Annotated in this window: 26 protein-coding genes and 4 pseudogenes; 7 read left to right on the forward strand and 23 right to left on the reverse strand. The window is 42.2% G+C overall.

All coding sequences use genetic code 11. The annotated features are described in order from the left end of the window. Positions 1–181 precede the first annotated feature (181 nt). Together nadC and V7K46_RS00045 are read left to right on the forward strand one after the other, a co-directional pair. The gene (nadC, locus tag V7K46_RS00040) at positions 182–1048 is read left to right on the forward strand and encodes a carboxylating nicotinate-nucleotide diphosphorylase (RefSeq protein ID WP_335109940.1); all 867 of its coding nucleotides are present in this window, start codon (positions 182–184) and stop codon (positions 1046–1048) included. Positions 1049–1181: 133 nt separating this feature from the next. Next, positions 1182–1448 carry a hypothetical protein gene (locus V7K46_RS00045; protein ID WP_335109942.1) on the forward strand — a complete coding sequence of 89 codons (267 nt, stop codon included), beginning with the start codon at positions 1182–1184 and terminating at the stop codon, positions 1446–1448. 740 nt (positions 1449–2188) lie between these two features. On the opposite strand, the gene V7K46_RS00050 is transcribed toward V7K46_RS00045, so the two are convergent. Both V7K46_RS00050 and V7K46_RS00055 read right to left on the reverse strand, forming a co-directional pair. Next, entirely contained in the window at positions 2189–3364 is a 1176-nt protein-coding gene (locus V7K46_RS00050) for a DNA double-strand break repair nuclease NurA (RefSeq protein WP_335070129.1), read from the reverse strand. Positions 3365–3633: 269 nt separating this feature from the next. Further along, positions 3634–3930: pseudogene (locus V7K46_RS00055) on the reverse strand (IS4/Tn5 family transposase DNA-binding protein); the annotation flags it as partial. A 516-nt stretch (positions 3931–4446) separates the two neighbouring features. Here V7K46_RS00055 and V7K46_RS00060 point away from each other — a divergent pair. Both V7K46_RS00060 and mutL read left to right on the forward strand, forming a co-directional pair. Beyond that, positions 4447–5496: an adenosine deaminase gene (locus V7K46_RS00060; RefSeq protein ID WP_335109944.1), complete on the forward strand. Its 1050-nt coding sequence runs from the start codon at positions 4447–4449 to the stop codon at positions 5494–5496. 823 nt (positions 5497–6319) lie between these two features. Then, positions 6320–8056 (forward strand): DNA mismatch repair endonuclease MutL, encoded by a 1737-nt coding sequence (mutL, locus tag V7K46_RS00065; RefSeq protein ID WP_335109946.1) that lies wholly within the window; start codon positions 6320–6322, stop codon positions 8054–8056. Positions 8057–8525: 469 nt separating this feature from the next. On the opposite strand, the pseudogene V7K46_RS00070 reads toward mutL, so the two are convergent. The 6 genes and pseudogenes from V7K46_RS00070 to V7K46_RS00095 form a co-directional block, all read right to left on the reverse strand. After that, positions 8526–8717: pseudogene (locus V7K46_RS00070) on the reverse strand (CHAT domain-containing protein); the annotation flags it as partial. Beyond that, the gene (locus V7K46_RS00075; RefSeq protein ID WP_335109948.1) at positions 8687–8830 is read right to left on the reverse strand and encodes a hypothetical protein; all 144 of its coding nucleotides are present in this window, start codon (positions 8828–8830) and stop codon (positions 8687–8689) included. The pseudogene V7K46_RS00070 and the gene V7K46_RS00075, both read right to left, overlap by 31 nt. A 199-nt stretch (positions 8831–9029) precedes the next feature. Further along, a pseudogene (locus V7K46_RS00080) lies at positions 9030–9278 on the reverse strand (transposase); the annotation flags it as partial. A 104-nt stretch (positions 9279–9382) separates the two neighbouring features. Beyond that, the gene (locus V7K46_RS00085) at positions 9383–10168 is read right to left on the reverse strand and encodes an HAD family hydrolase (RefSeq protein ID WP_335109950.1); all 786 of its coding nucleotides are present in this window, start codon (positions 10166–10168) and stop codon (positions 9383–9385) included. Between the two features lie 179 nt (positions 10169–10347). Beyond that, entirely contained in the window at positions 10348–10665 is a 318-nt protein-coding gene (locus V7K46_RS00090; protein WP_335109952.1) for a Rieske 2Fe-2S domain-containing protein, read from the reverse strand. A 78-nt stretch (positions 10666–10743) separates the two neighbouring features. Then, a complete protein-coding gene (locus V7K46_RS00095) occupies positions 10744–10875 on the reverse strand; it encodes a hypothetical protein (protein ID WP_335109954.1) in 132 nt (43 codons plus the stop codon). A 159-nt stretch (positions 10876–11034) separates the two neighbouring features. Between V7K46_RS00095 and V7K46_RS00100 the strand changes: the two are divergent. Beyond that, positions 11035–11291: pseudogene (locus V7K46_RS00100) on the forward strand (metal ABC transporter solute-binding protein, Zn/Mn family); the annotation flags it as partial. Positions 11292–11427: 136 nt separating this feature from the next. After that, positions 11428–11763: a hypothetical protein gene (locus tag V7K46_RS00105; protein WP_335109956.1), complete on the forward strand. Its 336-nt coding sequence runs from the start codon at positions 11428–11430 to the stop codon at positions 11761–11763. A gap of 777 nt (positions 11764–12540) precedes the next feature. On the opposite strand, the gene V7K46_RS00110 is transcribed toward V7K46_RS00105, so the two are convergent. Continuing rightward, positions 12541–12903 carry a helix-turn-helix domain-containing protein gene (locus tag V7K46_RS00110; protein ID WP_273765757.1) on the reverse strand — a complete coding sequence of 121 codons (363 nt, stop codon included), beginning with the start codon at positions 12901–12903 and terminating at the stop codon, positions 12541–12543. A gap of 220 nt (positions 12904–13123) precedes the next feature. On the opposite strand from V7K46_RS00110, the gene V7K46_RS00115 reads away from it, so the two are divergent. Continuing rightward, a complete protein-coding gene (locus V7K46_RS00115) occupies positions 13124–13534 on the forward strand; it encodes a hypothetical protein (protein WP_335109958.1) in 411 nt (136 codons plus the stop codon). A gap of 45 nt (positions 13535–13579) precedes the next feature. Here V7K46_RS00115 and prfA read toward each other — a convergent pair whose 3' ends face one another. The 14 genes from prfA to secY form a co-directional block, all read right to left on the reverse strand. Next, positions 13580–14677 (reverse strand): peptide chain release factor 1, encoded by a 1098-nt coding sequence (prfA, locus tag V7K46_RS00120; RefSeq protein ID WP_335109960.1) that lies wholly within the window; start codon positions 14675–14677, stop codon positions 13580–13582. A 103-nt stretch (positions 14678–14780) separates the two neighbouring features. After that, complete coding sequence (gene rpmE, locus V7K46_RS00125; protein ID WP_273765764.1) at positions 14781–15023, reverse strand: 50S ribosomal protein L31; 243 nt, start codon at positions 15021–15023, stop codon at positions 14781–14783. A gap of 126 nt (positions 15024–15149) precedes the next feature. Beyond that, on the reverse strand, positions 15150–15566 hold the full coding sequence (gene rpsI / locus V7K46_RS00130; protein ID WP_335109962.1) for a 30S ribosomal protein S9: 417 nt from the start codon (positions 15564–15566) through the stop codon (positions 15150–15152). Further along, entirely contained in the window at positions 15566–16027 is a 462-nt protein-coding gene (rplM, locus tag V7K46_RS00135) for a 50S ribosomal protein L13 (protein WP_229450944.1), read from the reverse strand. The genes rpsI and rplM overlap by 1 nt, the downstream gene beginning before the upstream one ends. Before the next feature lie 65 nt (positions 16028–16092). Further along, positions 16093–16941, reverse strand: coding sequence for a tRNA pseudouridine(38-40) synthase TruA (gene truA / locus V7K46_RS00140; RefSeq protein WP_335109964.1), 849 nt, complete (start codon positions 16939–16941; stop codon positions 16093–16095). A gap of 52 nt (positions 16942–16993) precedes the next feature. After that, the gene (rplQ, locus tag V7K46_RS00145) at positions 16994–17344 is read right to left on the reverse strand and encodes a 50S ribosomal protein L17 (protein WP_273765772.1); all 351 of its coding nucleotides are present in this window, start codon (positions 17342–17344) and stop codon (positions 16994–16996) included. A gap of 32 nt (positions 17345–17376) precedes the next feature. Further along, complete coding sequence (locus tag V7K46_RS00150) at positions 17377–18324, reverse strand: DNA-directed RNA polymerase subunit alpha (RefSeq protein WP_273765775.1); 948 nt, start codon at positions 18322–18324, stop codon at positions 17377–17379. Further along, on the reverse strand, positions 18305–18439 hold the full coding sequence (locus V7K46_RS00155; protein WP_335109966.1) for a hypothetical protein: 135 nt from the start codon (positions 18437–18439) through the stop codon (positions 18305–18307). The genes V7K46_RS00150 and V7K46_RS00155 overlap by 20 nt, the downstream gene beginning before the upstream one ends. Positions 18440–18735: 296 nt before the next feature. Continuing rightward, the gene (rpsK, locus tag V7K46_RS00160; RefSeq protein WP_010998331.1) at positions 18736–19131 is read right to left on the reverse strand and encodes a 30S ribosomal protein S11; all 396 of its coding nucleotides are present in this window, start codon (positions 19129–19131) and stop codon (positions 18736–18738) included. 54 nt (positions 19132–19185) lie between these two features. Then, positions 19186–19566 (reverse strand): 30S ribosomal protein S13, encoded by a 381-nt coding sequence (gene rpsM, locus V7K46_RS00165; RefSeq protein WP_335109968.1) that lies wholly within the window; start codon positions 19564–19566, stop codon positions 19186–19188. Positions 19567–19681: 115 nt separating this feature from the next. Further along, complete coding sequence (rpmJ, locus tag V7K46_RS00170) at positions 19682–19795, reverse strand: 50S ribosomal protein L36 (RefSeq protein WP_015129703.1); 114 nt, start codon at positions 19793–19795, stop codon at positions 19682–19684. A gap of 116 nt (positions 19796–19911) precedes the next feature. After that, a complete protein-coding gene (gene infA, locus V7K46_RS00175; protein WP_006276978.1) occupies positions 19912–20136 on the reverse strand; it encodes a translation initiation factor IF-1 in 225 nt (74 codons plus the stop codon). A 178-nt stretch (positions 20137–20314) separates the two neighbouring features. Beyond that, on the reverse strand, positions 20315–20869 hold the full coding sequence (locus tag V7K46_RS00180) for an adenylate kinase (protein ID WP_335109970.1): 555 nt from the start codon (positions 20867–20869) through the stop codon (positions 20315–20317). Next, positions 20869–22182, reverse strand: a complete 1314-nt coding sequence (secY, locus tag V7K46_RS00185; RefSeq protein WP_335109972.1) for a preprotein translocase subunit SecY — start codon at positions 22180–22182, stop codon at positions 20869–20871. The genes V7K46_RS00180 and secY overlap by 1 nt, the downstream gene beginning before the upstream one ends. Between the last annotated feature and the right edge of the window lie 15 nt (positions 22183–22197).

Below are 22197 nucleotides of genomic sequence, written 5' to 3' on the forward strand. Positions count from 1 at the left end.
AAGCGTCGCTTTTTCTCGCTTCGCTTCCGGCACTTATTCAATATAGCGAACCTCCTTCAACTTGTCAACTATTTATCCAAAAATATTTTGGGCCGCTTTTCCATCACTATCAAAGCCTTAGAGAGTAAGGGCTTTAGGTTATAGTATTCCTGGAAGTCGCTGAGGAAGCAATAAAGTTGTGATGAATTCTGCTGTTTTGCCGCCCTGGCTGGTTTTAGATCCACTTTTGCGTAGCTGGTTGTTGGAGGATATTGGTAGAGGCGATCGCACAACAAATACGCTACTAGTAGAAGATGTGACGCTAGGCTCGGCTAAATGGATAGCTAAAGCTTCAGGGATAATTACTGGCTTAACAGTTGCAGCTAGGGTGTTTCAGATTTTGAATGAAAAAATCAGCTTTGTGGCGGTTGCAGATGAAGGTGCATGGTGTGAGCCAGGACAGGTAGTAGCTGAAATTCATGGTTCGCTGGATGCGCTACTAATGGGGGAACGAGTTGCTCTGAATTTAGCTATGCGCCTGAGTGGGATTGCCACGCTGACTAATATATATGTAGAGAAAATTGCCGATTTACCTGCTCAGTTAGTGGATACGCGTAAAACTACACCAGGACTCAGACTGTTGGAAAAGTATGCGACTGCTGTGGGCGGGGCGATTAATCACCGCATGGGGTTGGATGATGCGGTGATGATTAAGGATAATCACATTGCAGCGGCTGGTGGAATTGGAGAAGCAGTTACCCGTATTCGTTCTCAGATACCTTATCCCTTGACAATAGAGGTAGAGACTGAAAGTTTAGAGCAGGTGAAAGAAGCTTTGCAGCACAACGCGGACATTATTATGTTGGACAATATGCCTGTGGATATGATGAGTCAGGCGGTGCAGTTGATTCGCCAACAGGATAGCCTGGTGAAAATTGAAGCTTCGGGGAATGTGACTTTGGAAACTCTTCGCGGTGTAGCAGAGGCGGGTGTTGACTATATTTCTACCAGTGCGCCGATTACTCAGTCGAAGTGGTTGGATTTGAGTATGAAAATTCTACTTTATTAATTGTATAAATGCCAGTAAAACTTTATATTGGATATGAAAAAGTATACGTATATTTTACTATTGTTACTTAGATTAATTGCAAAATATTATTATTATGTAATGTAAATAAATTTTACCTGGAGAAAAATATAAAATGAAAGACGAATTGATTGCAGGGATGGCGACATTTGCAGGTTCTTCATTAGGGTCAATTACCGTTGCTACAGTACCTGTAGTTGTGACTACTACTACATCTGCTGGTGGTATCACAGGTTGGTTAGGCTTTACAACAGCTGCTACAACAGTTATGGCTGCTCCAATTACTGTACCAGTGGGTGGGATTGTAGCAGCCGGAGCATTACTGACTTATGGAGGATATAAAGTATATAAACATATCAAAAGTAAAGAATGTCAATCCTAAACTTTGAATTACTAGGATGAACACTGCTCACCCTAATTTTTTTACATATTTCAAGACATTAGAAGATAGTACAGTGGTTTGCAGTTGAGTCCAATACAGACCTAACCCCCAACCCCTTCCCTTGTAGGGAAGGGGAGTAAGCCTCAAAACCTCTTTCCTTCTAAGAGAGAGGTGAAAACTATACTGCACTCAATCAAGAACTGCTATATTGATGAAACTTTTAAGTTAGGTATCTTGGGTATAACGAAGGGAAATGTAGGGTACTGTTCTATAACTGATTTAGACGAACGTGGGTTGAAAATGAGTAAAAAGTTGGGACAGCAACTAAGGACGATCACCCTAGCTTTCGTTTTGTTTTTTGCCATCCATAATTTGTGCTATAGCAACGCTATATTACGACTAGTTACACAAACAGTAGCTTAACGGCTAATTTTGATCAAGCTACGATGTGAAATAAGAACAGCGAGAAAAAGCGATCGCTGAAGTCTAGACTTAATCCTTCAGTCCTCGCTAATCTGAAAATTTACCATTTTATAAATATCACTAAATAAAATTTGGAAATTTCTAGAAACCAGTGTTAACAATGCGTCGGGTAATTCATATTGAGTGAATACCTATTTACCATCTGAGTTTTTAGCAAATTGCTCAACGTAATATTTGTATTGGAGAATCAAGATATATTGTTTAAATTCAGGAATTGAACGATGACAACGAAACTTAACTGTTTACTATTCCCTGATTTAAGCAATACTTCCCCGCTTTCTGGCTTCTTTGTAGGAAGTTCCCACATTTTTTAGGCCAGCTTTAATCATTTGTTGTTCAAGGAGGGCAAAGAAACGCGCTTTATCGCCACCTTTAACTACTGCTTGATTATGCGCTTCTGCGATCGCTACAGGGTAGCCATATCCTTTTTGTACTTGTGCTAGCATTAATCCCAAAGCTTGGTCTAGCATGGTTACATTTTCCGCTACCCATGCCGGAACTTCAATCCGGGCGATTTCAGTGCCAACATGGACATAGCAAAAGTAAATGGTTTGATCACCGTAGAGTTCGAGAATGGGGGAATTACTGCGCCACAGGGTACTGCGTTGTCCTGGTTTGAGTCGGGTTGCCCAAATAGAAGTATCCCGCAACTGTTCAAAAACTTTACAAGCTACTTTTTCTAGCTGATTTGGGCAATAACTTTTACAGTCTGGTACTGGATGGGGACAAGCCAACAACCGTAAAAAATTCATTGTTTCAATACTGCGAGAGGCACTAAGATAGCCCATCAACGGAATTTGAGCATCACGCATCTGCTGCCAAGCTTCCAAGATGGGGGGTAAAATGCGATCGCGTGCATCAATTGGTAACTGTTCCAAAAACCAGTAAATTAACGAACCATCCACCATTGCCAATGCTGGTGCTTCCCCCTTCGCTGCACATGCAAGTTCTGCCAACACTGTTGTTTCTGAAGCAGTGCGGCGAAAACTCATCCATTCCTCAGTTCTAATTCCCCATTGCCGAGACATGTATAAATCTTCCGGACGATAAAATACCTCTGGCAAACTATCGAGTAACGGATGGCGGTTTTGTCCGTAGTGTAAGACTACTCTGCCGATATTCAAGAGATAACAGTAAGCAATTTCGTGATGATTGGGGGCAATTTGCGAACCATCAGTAGCGACGACAGTATGAATTTTTGGAGGAACTGGGATATCAATGCAAGTTTCTAGCGGCTCAATTGGGGTAGCATTAGCAAAGAGAATGCGATCGCGCCATTTTTCCTGGCGATCAATTAAATCTTGTTGAGACTCGTAAGCATTTTTGAGATGTTGTTGCGCCAATTCTAAACGCTGGCGACTGGCAGCAGCTTCTAAGGTAAGATGCTGACTTAAACCCTGCATTTGTCGCGCCAGTTTTGTCAGATCAAGCATAAAGGTAAGTGCTGAATTAGGAGTCATTCAATTTTAGATTTTTAATTTTGGATTTTAGATTGAAGGAGAAATCTAAAATTAAAAATTTGCAGAGTTAAGAGCTTTTCTAATTTCTTATTATTTACTTACATTTTTAAAATATCTCAATTCGTTGACATTCCGCTTTTGAATAAATTCTAAGGCTAATAACTAAAGTTATCTTCAGAGGACTAAGTAAATAATTTTAGTCTACTTGAGTGGACTTGGGCTATAAGCTAGGAATTTACAGCAGATTTCAAGTTTGTGAGGTACAAAAATACCCTGTCTTGAATTGCTAATACTATCTCATCTTCTTTGATTCTTTCTCTTGTGCTAGCTATGTGGGCAGAGCGAATATCACTCGCTTGAAAATATGGTGATTTCCAAAAGTTATATGCTGCCTTAGTTGCTGCCACATTTCCACTAGCTTGTAGTCCGCTACTATCAGGCTGCCCTGCTAAGTCTTCCACTATGCATATTAACCGTTTGTTTCGACGAGTGTTTCCTAAGTCTGTCTGAGCCAATTCTTTGGCTGCCCACTTTTCCATGATGCCATTACCCGCTTCTCTTCTCTCAAAACTATACCTATCAAGCCTTTCACTCTTATGTTAAGTCTCTTGTTTGATTGTTAAGAAAGATCCGGGAATATGGATAGCTCCCAAAGGCAGAGGCTAGCGTCTGCCGTAGGATGCCCGAACGCAAGAGCGTCTCCTGTCTTGAGAAGGGCAGTAGGGAGAAGACTCGAAGAGAGCAACTCTTGGAGAGGCTCCTGCGTTCGCTATCGGCGTCGCACTTTCTCAATTAACAATATTAGTCGCCATGTTCGATGTACCCAGTTATGAACTTGATCGGCAATGGTGGTGAGCAAACCTAGATACGATTTTTCAGCAGTAACACTATACCCCCATCTGAGTCAGATCAATAATTCCCGACGCTACAGCGCAGTTGCGGGCAATTACCGACAGTACAAAAAATTGCTCAAAAAGCTAAATTTTTTCGAGTAGAGATTTTTTCTTTCTATGTTTTTGTTACAATTAGTGAAATTTATACCTACAAATAACACTATGGCTTTATATGCTGAATTACATAGGCATCTGGGCGGTTCAGTCGTACCCCGAGTTTTATGGGGATATTTCGAGCGACATTCTTCGGAGTTGATGTCCCGCTTTACTGACTATTCAGAATTTGAAGATTTTTACACTCGCCCACGCAACACCTTAGATGAGTATCTAGAATTACACACCCTGGTAGAAAGCGTGCAAACTGTGGAGACTTTGCCTTACTTTATCTATCGCTTGGTGCGGGGTGCTTACATTTTTGAAAATTTGGCTTATCTGGAACTGCGCTACACTCCTTATTTACGGACACCTGAGCATCTGAATCAATCACAGAGAATTGACAAGATGGCAGAAATTGTGCAAGTGGTAGGACTTGCCAGCCACCAGCCAGAATATCCGATTGTTACTAGCCAAATTCTCTGTATGCACACGCGCCTACCCTATGAGGTGAACAAGGCGATTATTGATTTGGCAGCGCAAAATAAACAGTATGTCTGTGCAGTAGATGTAGCGGGGGGTGATAGCTATTATGCCGATCGCTTAGAAGAATGGATTAGCTTATATAATTATGCGCGATCGCTGGGCGTTAACACCACGGGACATCTATATGAAACCACTGCTGGTTGTTACCCAGAACTGTTACCCTATCTGATGCGAATCGGTCATGGCATCCAAATTCCCCTATTGTATCCAGAGTTACTTAATGATGTAGCTAAACGCGGACAGTGTTTAGAGGTTTGTCCCACAACCTACCTGAAAACTGGTACTTTGCAAGATATACGTCAACTCAAATTAGTTTTTGACCGTTGTTTTGATGCTGGGGTCGATATCGCTATCTGTACTGATAATGCTGGGTTGCACAATATGCGTTTGCCATTTGAGTATGAAAATCTCTTGACTTACGACATTATTAGTTTTGAACAACTACAAGCTTGTCAAGATGCAGCTTTCTGTCATGCTTTTGCTTGGCCTTATAGTCAACGTCCCGCATCCCTGTTGAACGGTTTGCTGAAACCTGAAGCACCTAAAGTTTTGGCAATGAGAGATACTAATTAACCACTACCTAGAGATAAACAGAAAGTAAGGTGATTTAATGTTAATTAATGTTGCAATCTGTGCATTTTTGTGATTCCATAAAAAAAAGCTGTAATGCACAAGAGATATCTTGCAAAAGTCAATGTTTTAAAGATTAAATCACAGGTACACACAGATAATTTATCGGTGTTTATTTGTGGTTAATTTTTCGCTGATGTTGTCGCGAAAAAGCTATTTAGCCGCGTTCGCACTATTAAATAGGTGATTTATACCCCGAATTTTTAGTACCTCACTTTGGAGCGTTGCTTGCGACTGAAGTCTGGATCTCGATACTAGTACAGCTTGGCGGAATTAAGCAGACCATTAAAAGCTACGAAAATTTGGTTGACCGTAAGGCTTAAAAATGGTATGTATATTTACGCCGCATGGTACTAGTAATTAGCGGCGCGAGTCTAAAAGCCATAACCTCTATACTATATTGTTCTACACATCTTTGTTCTTGAAATCACTTTTTGCAAATATTTTTACAAATCACCCCAATCAAAATTCAGGAAGCGTCGAGCATTTAACTTTGTATATTTTTCAGTGTGTTTGATATGACGATAGTTGTAAAATCTGGTTGACCCCATTGCAAACGGGTCTTGAAATCATGAGATCAGGAACTAAATTATTACTCATAAGCTTTTCTAGTTGAGAATCACAGAAGCAATTTACCAAAAATCGCCTTTTAATTGAATTTTATTGGCAATTTATCAAAATTTCTCGTAAATTCGCCTCTTCATCTCCCTCAACTTCTTCATCTCCCCCCACTTCCCCTGCACCCAGAAGCTATAAACTATAATTTATGGCATCTACTATTCAAGCTCTACCAACAGAAGTCGTATATCTCATTACAGCTGGTGAGGTAATCGACTCTTTAGCTTCTGTGGTGCGGGAATTGGTAGAAAATTCCCTAGACGCAGGTGCAACCCGAATTGTGGTTTCTCTCTGGCCGCAGCAATGGCGAATTCGTGTGGCAGATAATGGTTGTGGAATGAACCTAGATGATTTGCAACAAGCAGCCACAGCCCACAGCACCAGTAAAATTCGCTCTAGTGCCGATTTATGGAAAATTAACAGTTTAGGGTTTCGTGGTGAGGCGTTACACAGTTTAACGACTCTGGCAAATTTGGAAATTTTGAGTCGGACTGTGGGTGGAAAATTAGGATGGCGGATTAGCTATGGCAATGGCGGGGAAGTTGTGCAAGTTGAAGTAACTGCGATCGCACCTGGTACAGTGGTTACAGTTTCTCATCTTTTCGCTAATTGCTCATCTCGTCGTCAGGGATTGCCGACAGCAGCACAGCAAATGAAAGCCGTGCAAGCCACAATTCACCAAATCGCCCTATGTCATCCCCACGTCACCTGGCAGATTTGGCAAAATGACCGTCAATGGTTCACCATCTGTCCGGCTGCTACAACTGGGCAACTGCTACCGCAGATTTTACCGCAGGTGCGGCAAGGTGATTTGCAAGAAGTGAAATTAGAACTCCCCAACCCGCCAAACTCATGTACAGACGCGATTAATCGCGTCTCTACTTCTAACTCCTGTACAGACGCGATTAATCGCGTCTCTCCTCACTCCTCACTAAACTTAGTGGTAGGATTACCCGATCGCACTCATCGTCATCGTCCAGATTGGGTACGTGTAGCCATTAATGGACGGATGGTTAAGACACCGGAACTAGAGCAAACAATTTTATCAGCATTTCACAGAACATTACCACGTGATCGCTATCCAATTTGTTTCTTACATCTTGCCATTTCTCCTGATCAAATTAACTGGAATCGCAATCCAGCAAAAACAGAAATTTACCTCAACGAAATCATTTATTGGCAAGAGCAAATTACCCAAGCAATTAACCAAGCACTCAGCATCTCTTCTACTAATTTCAAAGAAGCTGTTCACACAACACGAGTTAGTAAATTACTCAAAGCCGCAGAAGCCAAAGGCGGCTACAATTTCAATCCTCAAAATCCCAACAAAGATCACAAAAATCCTAACTCCTTGAAGGCTGTCGCTCAAGTTAGCAACACCTATATTGTGGCAGAACATCCAGGTGGTATGTGGTTAGTAGAACAGCACATTGCCCATGAGCGAGTTTTGTATGAGCAATTGTGTGATAATTGGCAACTTGTGCCCGTCGAACCTGCAATCATTATTTATCAATTGTCGCCAGCGCAAGTATCGCAACTGCAACGCATCGGTTTAGAAATAGAACCCTTTGGCGAACAACTTTGGGCTGTCCGTAACATCCCTGCACCTTTACAGCAGCGAGACGACTGTGCAGAAGCAATTTTAGAACTTAGTTGGGGAGGCGATTTACAAACAGCCCAAGTAGCTGTCGCTTGTCGCAGTGCTATTCGTAACGGTACACCTATGAATCAACAAGAAATGCAGACACTTTTAGATAATTGGCAACACACTCGCAATCCTCGCACCTGTCCCCACGGACGACCAATTTATCTATCCTTAGAAGAATCAGCTTTAGCCCGGTTTTTCCGGCGTAATTGGGTAATTGGTAAAAGTCATGGAATTTAATATTTTCGCTAAATTTTTGTCAAATGTTAATTCAAACGACACCACATCCCCAAAATAGATAAATTTTGATTCGCTAATGAAGATTATCATCTGTATATACGTATTAATACATAAATACGAAGAAAATTGAGTGTGTTGAAAAAATTTGTAATATTGAGTATGAAAGAAAGATTACAAGCTATTACCAATATTTATAGACAAATAAAGCTGCCATCAGGTTGAGCAAAAAATGCTGTCTAGAGTCATCAATTTGGCATAGGTTTTAGATATTACTCTGCCTCGCCAATAAGCGTAAATGCTGCCCAGTCTTTGGGATTTAGATGATTTTTCATACTTTTGAGCATTGCTTGTCCCAATGCTTAAGCTTTATCTAACTTGCGCTCTCGCCAGTTATGATAAAACTCAGTCATATTGTCAACCTAATAATTTTATATGCCCGCAAACTATAGGGAAAAATACAAGATTTCAAAGTTAAGGATGCAGCCGTAATATTATTTACCCGCAAACGTTTTACTAACCATTGTTTCCCGTGGTATAAAGCTGCTAAAGGAATGTAGCACAGTTGTCCATCGGGTGCATAAATAATAGTTTTAGCATCTGCTTTTTGTAAGTCATTTTCTATAGGTTTGATTAACCAGTCATATAGTTGTTTTGCTGGTTTTCCGCCAATGTTGTTGACGCTAGTGGCTTCGCCAGAGCGATCGCACCTCCAAGCCCTGCTGCCTTACCTAACCCAGTAGGGGTTAAATCATTGCAGTAGCGAAAGCGTCCCAAAAAGTGACTTAGACTTTCTCCTTGATATGGTTGAACTCTAAACAGTCAAGGCTTAATATTTTCTCCTTCCATCACTTGTACTCAGCAGCTACTTCCTTCAAAGTTTCCAAATCAATTTTTTGCAGTCCCTTTTTTAAAGCCCGGATTGCAGTCTCTCGCAGAATCATATCCATCAAACCGATATAACCTCCAGTTGCTTTTGGAGTTCTCGAATTAATTCTGCTGCCATTTCTGGCTTTGTTTTATATTTATCTCCTGACTGTAATCGCTGGCGTGGTTTAGAAATTTGAAATGTCAAAGGGAAGGTCATATTTTCAATCACGCCATCAGCGGTCAGTGCCACTATGCCCTGAGCAATTTTGCCTAAGTTTTCAATATACTGCCATTTCACATAGTCTGTAGTACGACCTTGTTTTGGGTTTCCAGTTTCATCAATTATTAGAATGAGCGTTGGCTCTGGAAAAAATGTACCTGGCTGTTACAAACATCTGGGCAATGACAAGCCCTTTTAGGGTGAAAGCATCAAGAGATTATTGCAACATATTTAATATATTAAAGCCAAGCAGAGAAATCTTTGGCAAATTGAGACAATGATAACAACTGAATTCGCAGATCATTTTGGGCAGCTTCCCTTTCTGCTTGGGTATTATAGCCCCAGTCTGCAAGAAACAGTTTCACATCTTCAAGGTCTATTTGCTGTTGGACTAACTGCAATGTCTTGAGTCTATCTTCTACGAACCACAGACTAACTAGCTTGTCTGTTTCTGCCTGCTTTAATTCTCGCATAATTTCGTATTTGGGACGCTTGACTTCTTTCCCAAAAATCGCTGGTGCTGGTAAATTTACTCCTTCTTGTTGCAACAACTGCTGTACAAAACGCCCTTCTTTAGTTGTCACAATGTATAGCTTAACTCCACTGTCAAGAGTTAACTTTAGTTTTTCTACTACACCCGGGTAAAATCTATGCAGACTTAACCAACCGTCTAAATCAGTGGTAATCCATTCATCCCGTTGGTTATCTAGTTTTGCACCAATTTCTCTTGCTTGTAGCTTGTCGTTTAACAAAAGTTTCGGGGCGATGATTACCCATTCATGAAGAATTTTCTCATCAGGAATTCCATCTACCAACGCTTTGATTAAAACGGGCATTTCCCAACCCGTTTCAATTACAGGTCGCAGGCGATAGAATCTCAAAGCTAAATCATCTGGTGGTGTGTCGTTAGCAGGCGACCAAATTTGACAGTAGGTGCGCCACGCTACCTCAAAATATTCAATTAGTCCGTCACAAATCACTCCATCAAAGTCCAGGGCTAAAATTGTAGGACTACTTGCGGTCATTGTTTTGAGAATGAAACTGCTGTTGTCAGCTTACCTGACAAATCTAAATCATGCAGTAATTTTTGTTAGTCTTTTATAATTTATGACTTGCTCAAAAAGTATGGTGGCATTGTTCAATCTGATTTGATACTAGTAGGTTAACGAGGATCTACAGCAGGTTTGTGATCAACTAAACAAACTTAGTTTTGCTTGACTACTACAGTGATCAGTGGTAAAGAACATTTAGCATATCCATGAACGACTCGACCCTGAGAATCGTATTGAGATCCATGACAAGGACAAATAAAGTGATTCTTCTCAAGATCCCACTCAACTGTACATCCTAAATGAGTACAAATTGGATTGATAACGTATTCAGCAAGATTTGGCCCGTCTTCAATGATGAGATAATCAACGCTATGGTCTGGCAAGCCTTTTACGAAAATCGGAATTCCGGGCTTTGCGGTTGTCAATAGTGCATTAGCCTCAATTTCCTTGCTGTCTTTGTCCAGTACCACACATCCTGGTAGATAATTTTAACAGCGCGAATTCTTTGGATAAAGGAAGCAAAGGGTTTCTAGGTTTATCTCACGACCTTAGCTGACTTGGGGAAATAGATATCCCATCGCTACTGATGCGACTGTACTACCTAGCATGTAAGTTAAAAAATCCCGGCGCGTTTTTATCCTGGCTGGAATTTTGCCATTAGTAGAAGAATTTTCTTCCATGACCCGATTTCGCAAGAAAGGTCTACTAATATACTACGGCACGATCGCGTTATAATTATTCTTTGGTTTTAAGTTATTTAGTGGTAAAAATACCGGATCTAAGATTAAATACAGCAATCCTATTTGATTTGCCAGAATTCCGAACAACTGAGTACTTAAACAGTTCAGAGATTGTTTGAGTTAATTAAAAAGAAAGGTGTTCCCGCAATTTTTGCTGAAACTACAATTAACCTAGCTTTAATTAAAACTTTTGCTCAACAAGCAGCGGGTGAAATTAGTACCAAATCAACTTTACTCTGATTCAATTGGTGCAAAGGTGAGTAAAAAAGATTCCTACACCAAAATAGTAGAGGTGAATACCCGCAGCATTATAAAAGCATTGGGTAAAATATCCGTTATTTCAACCAAAGAAGTAAATTAGTCTGAGCGAATATCTAACCTAAGAGGTGTTTCGCTCAAATATATTATCAAAATCTCTCTAGAGAAAGAATTCTTTATACCTTCGATTTTTTATAATATTAGAGTGTATCTTTATCAATACTTGAAAAAGCCATGAGTGAGAATAATCAAGACAATCAAATTAATCAACCAGTGAGCGAAGATCCGCATACTCGCGAAGAACCGGATGTGAACGAAAGAAACTTAACTGCAAATCCGGGAGATAGAATTGCTGATGAGTCTCAATCAGTTGAAGAAAAAGCTCAACAGGTAGCTGTTGATAATGTACCAGACATTACAGGCGATAATATCACAGTCCCAACTTACTTCGTTGTTGATGAACCCGACGGTGAAAAGAAGGCACTCCACCACGTTAAAGATGCTGAAGAGATTTCCGACATGATTCGGGAAGCACGAGTTGATGAAAATGGAAATCGAATTTGGTGGTAGTCTTTCATTGAAGAGATACGGAGGTACGGAGAGTTTTTTCTTTGCATTCCCGTATCTGTCTTCTTTGGTCAAGTAGACCCTTCGGAAAATTAAGTTCGCGTAAACATTAAGATATAAAATTTTCTCTTTGTAAATCCTAATATTTCCCCTATATAGCTTTTGCGGATCATACAGCCTAATAAATTATGTTGAGGCTCAAAATTTTAAAATCTTATTTTTTGTCTCTAAACTATCATCAACTATGCAAATCCTTGTTGATACGTTCACAGAAGAGATATAGTCGAACTTGATAACCTTTGTAAAGATTGGGTTATAAATTTATTTTTACACAAGTCTAGATATAAATAATAACTTTCGGTTGGTTAAGAGTCAACGAGAAGCAACATAGCGGCCAAGTTATACAATAGCTGTTCGTAGACGTTGAACTAACAAAATTTTCTAATGCTATGCCGTCACTACAATGATAAGTTTTTTCTACTGACAGCTACAACTTCTCTTGCCAAATGGGCTACGCCGCGCTGGAAGCGATGCCTGCGGCGGTAAACTACGCAACCAAATACAACAGCCACTTTTGCCAACAATCCTATTTTTATAAGGTGCGGGTGAGCAAGGTTCTAACTAAGATGATGTGAAAAAGCACACCGTCGCTAAAATTGTTGAACAACAGGCTACAAAGTTTACCCAGACTTCAATTGAGGCTATTTATAAAAAATAATAATTTAGTAAAACAACCTGCAAAGAAGGATTTCAATAAGCATTGCGATTCCTTTTCCTAATTCAACTGGCCTTCGCTTCATCCCCGGACGCTTCAGCCACAGCCGCCAATCTATCTGCCGCAGCTTGCACAATTTGAGCCACTTGGCTAAGAGGCATGTGCTGAATTTGTCTAAGAATCAGACTCAAATCTGAGGTTTCTGGAATTGGCTTTCCATCTATGCAGCTGATTAACTCTTCCATTGTGTAGCCTGCTTTCGATGCGATTTGAGCCAAATTTTCCGTATCTGGCACCTTCACACCTTTTTCCCACATCTGAACAGCAGTAGCAGATACTCCCAAAAGCTTACCAAACGCTCGCTGACTCATTGAACCGCGAGCTAGTTTAATGATTTCAATCAGTTTTTGTTTGCTTTCGATATTCACTGCTTGTATAGCTAGCCAACTGTATTTACAAGTTTACTTTTATATTGACAGTCTTGTGTTTTAGTACTTGACTATATCTTTAGTTGTAAAACGGCAACTATAGTCATCAAGCTAGTAGACTAACCCATCTATCTTTAATCAACCCAAAAAACTTAGTTTGCTACGGCGCTTGTGCTAGTAGCTAGACTCTGTTGCGAAGAAATAATATCGAAGGTGCATCATGTTTGGCAAGCCACACAAAACTAATCAATATCGCCGCAAGGGTCGAAATCTAATAGCCATTAATAAAATTAAACCAGAACAGTGGCACATTTCAGACACTGAGGTAAAAGAAGCTCTGAAAGCCAAAGGCTACGACATAAAGCAAATCAAAAAAATCCACTGTCTGAAGCATCAAGTGTGTATTTCCTACTGGGATGCAAAAGGCAATATATGTAGCAGCTTTTTCAGCTACCGGATTTTTGCGCGTTGGCAACAAGAAGCAGAGAAGTTAATTTATGCCTATCAAACCCTGAAAGAATGGGCGAAGCTAAATTACGTCATGAAGTACGAATTTGCTTATTACCATTATCCCAGTGAAATGGAAGATGCACTTTATGCAATATTAGAAAACCAATTATATGTGTTATAAATAACAGTATAGTAAGTGGTTTTACAGAGTTGCTAACAGCAAAAATTAGTTAGCAGCAGAAGTCGCTAACTCCGCGAGACGTTCCTGTTGGTCTTGAGATATACAAGATTGAATAAGCGTCTCTAAATCACCTTCCAGAACAGGGTTAAGAGAATAATTCTGACCTAACCGATGATCAGTAGCGCGGTTATCTTTATAATTGTAGGTGCGAATTTTTTCCGATCGCGATCCTGTACCAACCTGCGATCGCCGCATAGAAGTTACAGCTTCCTGTTGTTCGCTTAACTTGATATCATACAACTTTGCCCGCAGAATTTGCATCGCCCGTTCTTTGTTTTGCAACTGGCTGCGTTCTTCTGTACAGAAAATGCGTATTCCTGTCGGTTTGTGCATTAAGTCAACGGCTGTTTCCACCTTGTTGACGTTTTGTCCACCAGCACCGCCAGAACGAGCTGTAGTCATTTCAATATCTTTAGGGTCAATGTGGATTTCCACATCATCCACCTCTGGCATAATCGCTACTGTGGCTGTGGAGGTGTGAACCCGTCCCCCAGCTTCGGTTGTTGGTACACGCTGCACACGATGCACTCCAGCTTCAAACTTTAACTGGCTGTAAACGTCATTACCTTTAATTTCTAGAATGACCTCTTTCCAGCCACCCATTTCTCCCAGAGATTCGCTCACTAGAGAAACTTTCCAACCTTGAGTCTGGGCATAGCGGGTGTACATCCGCATCAAATCGCCAGCCCAAATACTTGCTTCATCGCCACCAGTGCCAGCGCGAATTTCCAACATGATATTCTTTTCATCATTAGGGTCGCGTGGTAGCAGTAAAACTTTCAAGCGAGTCTCTAAATATTCTATTTTTTCTTCAAGTTCCTTTACTTCCAGTGCTGCCATTTCTTGCAACTCTGGGTCACTCGCAGATTCTTTGTAAACCTGACGCGCTCCACTCAAGTCTTCTTGGGCTGTTTTCCAAGTTTCATAGGTATCAACTACTTCTTCCAAAGAAGAACGAGACTTAGCAATTTGTTGATACTCATCAGGGTTACTAGCGGTATCAGGGTCGCCAAGGCGACGTGTTAATTCATTAAAGGTTTGTTCAACAGATTTTAGTTTGTCCAGTAAGTATGATTCAGCCATGACGAGTGCGATCGCTCCTTAAAAAATAACAAATTGGCTCGAGCATATAAATGACAATCGACCCAGCTGATGCAGGGCCGTCGTTAACAGCAGAGCCAACCCGCTACTTTTTCTTTTGTTCGTCGCCAGATGTTTGAGTGCTGCTCATGCCGTACTTGCGGAGGAAGCGCTCCACTCTACCCTCAGTGTCAATAATCTTCTGAGTGCCGGTGTAAAATGGGTGATTTCCAGACCAAACATCTACGTGCAATTCTGGCTTGGTAGAGCCAATGGTCATAACAACTTGACCATTGCAGTAAACTTTAGCATCTGGATACCACTTGGGGTGAATATCAGATTTAGCCATTGTTCTTTTTGTGATGAATCTATATCAATTATAACTTTCAGCTTTCAATTGGAGCTAGGGATTGGGGACTGGCAAAGATATAAACAACGGACTTTTTCCAATGCCCAATTCCCCATGCTCAATGCCCTAACGCTTAGAGTACTGAGGTGCTTTCCGGGCTTTATGTAAACCATATTTTTTCCGCTCTTTTGCCCTCGGATCACGAGTCAGGTAACCTTCGGTTTTCAAAGGTGGGCGGTTGTCTGGGTCTAGTTGGCACAAAGCACGAGCAACTCCCAAGCGAACAGAATCAGCCTGTCCGGTCAAGCCGCCGCCTTCTGCTTTCACCAAAATGTCATATTCGTTTTCTAGTCCCAGAGTTTCCAGGGGTGCTTTGATGACTCCCAGGTAGTTGGCATTGAATTGAAAATACAAGGTTCCATCTTTACCGTTCACAGTCAGTTGACCAGTGCCTGGAACCAAGCGGACTCTTGCTACTGCGTTCTTACGACGACCAGTACCCCAGTATACGGCGCGACCGCTATTGGCGTCTGCTACTACCATTAATTTTCTTCTCCAGGAATTGTACTAATTTGTAGTTCTTTAGGTTTTTGAGCATCATGGGGATGCGTAGGCCCAGCGTACACTTTTAGCTTAGTGAACAACTGTTTACCCAGGCTATTTTTAGGTAGCATACCTTTAACAGCCTGTTCTAAAATCCGCTCTGGTATGCGCTGTTGCAGTTTAGCGAAAGTTTCCGTTTTCATCCCACCGGGACGACCAGAATGGCGACGGTAAAGCTTTTGAGTGCGCTTTTTGCCTGTGACTGCGACTTTCTCGGCATTAATGACGATTACGAAGTCACCTGTATCTAGGTGGGGTGTGTATTCGGGTTTCTTTTTGCCTCTTAAAACTTGGGCGATTTCACTGGCGAGGCGACCGAGGCGTTTATCGGTGGCATCTACTATGTACCACTCACGCTCAAGGGACGCTTGAGAAGGAAGGTATGTTTTACTAGTTGTCATTTGTCATTTGTCCTTTGTCATTTTTAATTTGTCATTAGTCATTTGTCCTTTGTCATTTGTCGTTACTAAGAACCAATGACTAATGACTCTTGACTAGTGACGAACTTTGGCAAGGTGTCGTACCAAATCTCTTTTGGAAAGGGAAAATCTGGATAGCCAACTCGCAACAAGCACAAGCCTTGGGGCGGTGCGGCGTATTTTACTTCTTCCCGACGTTGTTCTTTCCAGAGTTCGGTGAAGCTAGGAAGTGTCCGTTGTCCAGAACCTACTTGTACCAGCATCCCTACCAACAGCCGTACCATGCCATACAAAAATCCATCTGCCTGTATTTCAATATGGATAAATGGCCCACTGCGACGACACTCTGCGGCTTGCACCTCTACCCAGGAATGCGATCGCTTTGAGCCTGCACGGTGAAAAGCAGCTAAGTGATGCTTTCCCAACAGAGGTTTTAGGGCAGCTTGAATTAAGGATTCATCCAGGGGTGCATAATAATAATGCCAACTGAAGGGTCTTACAAACAAGTTAAGGCGATCTTCAGTGTATATTGTGTAGCGATACCGCCGATAGGCTGCACTAAAGCGAGCGTGCCAACGGTTATCTACACTAGCTGAAGCCCTGATTAATATATCTGGCGGCAGATAGCTGTTGAGGATTGTTGCCCACTTGTGAGGCGGAATTAAACCTGTTGCTTCAAAATGGGCTACTTGAGCAGCAGCGTGGACTCCAGAATCGGTTCGCCCCGCACCGTGTAATGTCACATGATGCCCAAGAATAGTAGCGATCGCTCTTTCTATCTCTTCTTGAACTGTCCTTTGTTTTTTTTGCCGTTGCCAGCCATGAAAATGAGTGCCCAGGTATTGGATTACCAAGGCTACTCGATGAGTTTGTGTAGGCTGGTGGCTTTCTAACATACAGATTTTGTCATTTGTCTTTTGTCGTTACTAATGACTAGTGACTAATGACTTAAACCAATTCAATTATTGCCATTTTTGCATTATCACCCCGACGCGGTACGGTATGCAGGATGCGGGTATAACCGCCCTGACGAGCACCATATCGAGTAGGAGCTTGCTCAAATAGAGCGTGAACCAGTTGTTTGTCGAAGATATAGCCAAGGGCTTCGCGGCGTGCTGCCAGGGAGCCATTTTTAGCTAGAGTAATCATTTTTTCCACTTCACTTCGCAGAACTTTCGCTCTAATTAAAGTGGTGGTGATCTTACCATGACGGATCAGCTCGGTGGCGAGCGATCGCAGTAAAGCACGCCGCTGATCAGCTGGTTTACTGAGTTTTTTGACGCGACAACGGTGACGCATAATTATGCACTATGAATTATGAACGGTTTTTCTTAAGGGTGTTTAGAGCCTCTTTCCATTGGCAGGGTGATGCCCAAGCGTCGCTGCAAAGCTTCCACGACCTCTTCTGCTGACTTCTGACCAAAGTTCTTAATTTCTAAGAGGTCTTCTTGGGTATAATCCAACAAATCTGCCACAGAGTTAACTTGTGCCCGTTTGAGACAATTATATGCCCGCACAGAGAGTTGCAACTCTTCGATCGGTATCTGGGCAGTTGGGTCGTCTGGAATATGTGAACCTGTGTCTGTTGGTTCCAGGGAGATGTCTTTCAACGGGTTGAATAAATCTACCAAGATCCCAGCGGCCGAGGATAGTGCTTCTTGCGGGGAAATACTGCCATTTGTCCAAACTTCCAACAGTAGTCGGTCTTTTGGGATCAAGCCTTCCCCACGAGATTCTTCAACACTATAGTTGACTTTTCGCACTGGCATAAATATTGAGTCGATTTGGAGAAAGTCCAAAGATGTGGCTTCCTCACGTCCTCGCTCTACGGTGCGATAGCCTTTGCCTTTTTCGATCCGAAATTCCATTTCCAGTTTTCCTCCCTCAGCTAGGGTGGCTACATACTGAGTCGGATCGATGACTTCTACTTCACTAGGTAAATCAAAATGCGCCGCAGTGATAGTTGCTGGACCGTTAACAAGTAATCTACCAATTTGGGGTTGCGAGGAATAGTTTTTTAGGATGACTTCCTTCATTTTCATGAGGATTTCCAGTACATCTTCCCGCACACCCGAAACTGTAGCAAACTCGTGTGAAACGCCTGCAATCCGCACTGCTGTGACTGCTGTACCTTCTAGGTTGGACAGTAAAACCCGCCGCAGTGCGTTGCCAACCGTTGTTCCTTGACCACGATCTAGAGGTTCCAGAACAAATTTACTGTAATGGTTCCGACTTTCATCAGTATTCGACTCTACACATTCAATCTGAAACTGCGCCACGGATGAGCCTCCCTTTTTCTAAGGTGCTGCTAGCAGACAAATCAATTGCCTCCCGAATTGACTGCCAATTTTCGATTTTGGATATTGGATTTTGGATTGTGCTTCTTTGGTTCATGCTCTGCCTCTTGTAGGCACAACAAATCTTAAATCATCAACTTAAAATCCACGAGGCCCTGCACCCTTGTAGTTGGGTTCAATCTAAAATCGCAAATCTAAAATCCAAAATTGATTGATAATATTTTGGATAGCCCGAAGTTTAACAGCTTTCCCGGCGGGAAAATCTGACGCACTTCTGGTAGCCCAAGCTTTCACCCAATGACAGTTTGCACGTTAGACGCCCAAGCTGTCATTGCAACTAACTTTACTTGGTTTGGCTGTAACTTCTCGTCTTCAATGCCCAAGTCTTGGTGTTTAAACTCGACGGCGCTTGGGTGGACGACAACCATTGTGAGGAATAGGGGTAATATCCCGAATGAGTGTAATTTCCAGTCCTGCTCCTTGAAGTGCCCGGATAGCAGTTTCTCTACCTGCTCCTGGCCCACTGACCATTACCTCAATCTGGCGCATTCCTTGATCAATGGCTCTACGGGCTGCACTTTCAGCAGCGGTTTGCGCTGCAAAGGGAGTTCCCTTTTTTGCTCCCTTAAAACCGCTAGAACCAGCACTTGCCCAGGAGATGACATCTCCATTTTGATCGGTAATGGTGACAATGCTATTGTTGAAAGTAGACTGGATGTAGGCCATCCCATTAGGTACGTTCCGCTTCTGCTTTTTGCTCCCGGATTTTTTAGTTGGTTGTCTGGCCATACTTGTTTAGTTGATTTAAGGTAAAACTTGCTCTGATTAGCAAGCGTTGCAAATTTATTTCCCTGGAGCCTTCTTCTTACCAGCCACTGTCTGCCTTCTCCCTCGACGGGTTCTGGCATTTGTGCGAGTTCTTTGTCCTCTGACTGGTAAGCCCATGCGATGACGACGCCCTCTGTAAGTACCAATGTCAACTAAGCGCTTGATGTTCAGAGACTCCAAGCGCCGCAGGTCGCCTTCAACTTGATAGTTGCTTTCTATTTCCCCTCGCAGGGCTGTTACATCGGCATCACTTAAGTCCTTAACGCGGATGTCTGGGTTCACACCAGTAGCCGCTATAATTTCTTGAGAGCGTGATAACCCAATTCCGTAAATGTAAGTCAGACCGATCTCGACGCGCTTATCGCGTGGAAGGTCTACTCCGGCAATACGTGCCACAATGAACTCTCCCTATTGTTCTCGCAATTACTGTTGGTTAGAAAAACGTGATTAATCGCGTCTTTTCGTTTTAATGATCATATGCGTGTTACAACTCACTCTCTTGGTAAGAGGACTATCCTTGACGTTGCTTGTGCTTGGGGTTCACGCAAATCACCATGACGCGACCACGACGTTTGATCACGTTACACTTTTCACAAATTTTCTTGACTGAGGCTCTAACTTTCATGCCTTTTATTCTTTGACTCCAAATATTAAATTATAGCATTTCTAGGGAAATTAATCCACTTAATTGACTAGTAAATAGTCCAAAAAATGGTTTTATGGTAAAATTTCTACATATACTTACTTCTTTCGTAGTCGATAGGTAATTCTGCCTTTGGTCAAGTCGTAAGGAGTTAACTCTACCTTGACGCGATCGCCGGGCAAAATCTTAATATAATTGCGGCGAATCTTGCCGGAAATGTGAGCTAGCACGTTAAATCCATTGTCCAAGTCAACGCGAAACATTGCATTGGGCAAGGACTCTGTAACCGTGCCTTCCATTTCAATTAAATCTTGCTTAGACAATTTGTTTTTTCCTCAACTCAACAATCTCGTGTTCAGTTGCAGCACTTCATCTGCAAGAGAACACACTTTAAGAAATATATCAACAGTTTCTTAATATATTTTAGCTAAAATGGCTCTGCTTCTTAGTAGGGGGAGTGGGGAGTAGCGAGTGGTGAATCCTCTACTCCTTTTTCTCAAGTTAGGAAGTTATTACCTGTTGCAGTTCACCAGTGACATCTTCTTGGGACTGATTGCCATTTACTGTTAAAAGTTTTTGGCGATCGCGGTAATAATCAATTAAGGGTGCAGTTTCAGTGCGGTACACTTCTAACCGACGACGAATCACCTCTTCGGTATCATCTTTTCGCCCTCTAGCTAGCAAACGTGCAATTACAACTTCATCTGGTGCATCTAGATTGACTACCCTTTCGCCACTCTCATGTATTGTTTCCAGCAATTCTTCTAGAAAAACCGCTTGCGTCACTTTGCGGGGAAAACCATCAAGAATCCAACCATTTTTCGCATCTGGTTGGCTGAGGCGCTCCTGTACCAAGTCCTGCACTAGCTGGTCAGGGACTAACTCGCCGCTATTTACATAGCTTTGAGCCTTGATGCCCAAATGAGTCTGCTCTTTCATAGCTTGTCTTAATATTTCACCTGTAGAAACATGGGGAATATTCAAGTGTTCAGCCAAAGTTTGAGCTTGTGTTCCTTTACCAGCTCCAGGTGGTCCCAAGAAGATTAGTCGCGTCACTATTGTTTCACCATTCCTTCATAGCGCTGAGATATCACGTAAGTTTGGATTTGTCTTGCCGTATCAATCGCCACACCAACCAGAATTAACAAAGAGGTAGCGCCCAACCCCTTAAAGGTGGGTACTCCTAAAGCGCTTTCCACACCAGTTGGGATAATAGCAACCAGTCCCAAAAAGATCGCACCCAAAAAAGTGAGTCGATTTGACACGCGCTCGATATACTCACTAGTTGCTTTGCCGGGACGAATGCCAGGAATGCTAGAACCCATTTTTTTCAAGTTTTGTGCAACATCTACCGGGTTGAGAATCAACGAAGAATAGAAGTAGCTGAAGAAAATGATGGAAATCATGTAGACCAAGGCATAGACCCAAGAGCCAGAACCGCTTGGACTTAAATAAGTGTTAATTATATTTGCTAATTCGGCATTCTTGGCGAAATTGGCAATCAGCAGTGGCAAACTGAGGATGGCTGCGGCAAAAATAATTGGCATCACGCCGCCTTGATTTAGCCGCAAGGGTAAAAAGCTACGTTGTTCTGCCAAAACTCGACGACCTACTTGGCGACGAGCGGAAATAATTGGGATGCGGCGCATTCCTTCCTGCACAACCACAATACCAACAATGGTTGCTAAGAAAACTAAGATCAGTACTATCACGCGACCCACTGTTTCCCGACCGCCGACTTGCACTAAATCGATAGTATCGCCTAAAGCTTTTGGTAATGACGCGACAATGTTGACAAAAATCAGCAATGATGCTCCATTTCCAATACCACGTTCTGTAATTAGTTCTGATGCCCACATTACGAACATCGAACCAGCAGTCAGAGCGATCGCAGTTTCAGCTACGAAGATTGGGCCTGGCTTTAAGGCAAATTGCTGGAGGAATAATGCCGAAAAAGCTGTGCTTTGGATAATTGCCCAACCGACAGTGACATAGCGGGTAATTTGCGATATTTTCCGCCGACCTGCTTCGCCTTCATTTTTCTGTAAATTTTCTAAAGAAGGAATTGCCGCAGTGAGCAATTGGATGATAATGGACGCATTAATGAAAGGTAAAATCCCTAAAGCAAAGACTCCCAAAGTCGAAAGTCCACGCCCAGAAAATATATCCAATAAACCAAATATGGAATTATTGCCCGATATGGCGTCGTGAAACCGCCCTCTATCAATGCCTGGTACTGGTAAAAAGATGCCCAGGCGAACCAAAATTAAAATACCGACGGTGACAAGCAGCCTACCTCTGAGGCCAGCTGCTTGTGCCATCTGCATAAAAGTTTCTTGAGCCGTTGGGGCTTTATCTCGACTGATCATAGAGTGCTACCTTTA

The organism is Nostoc sp. (genome assembly GCF_036917395.1).
Taxonomy (GTDB): domain Bacteria; phylum Cyanobacteriota; class Cyanobacteriia; order Cyanobacteriales; family Nostocaceae; genus Nostoc.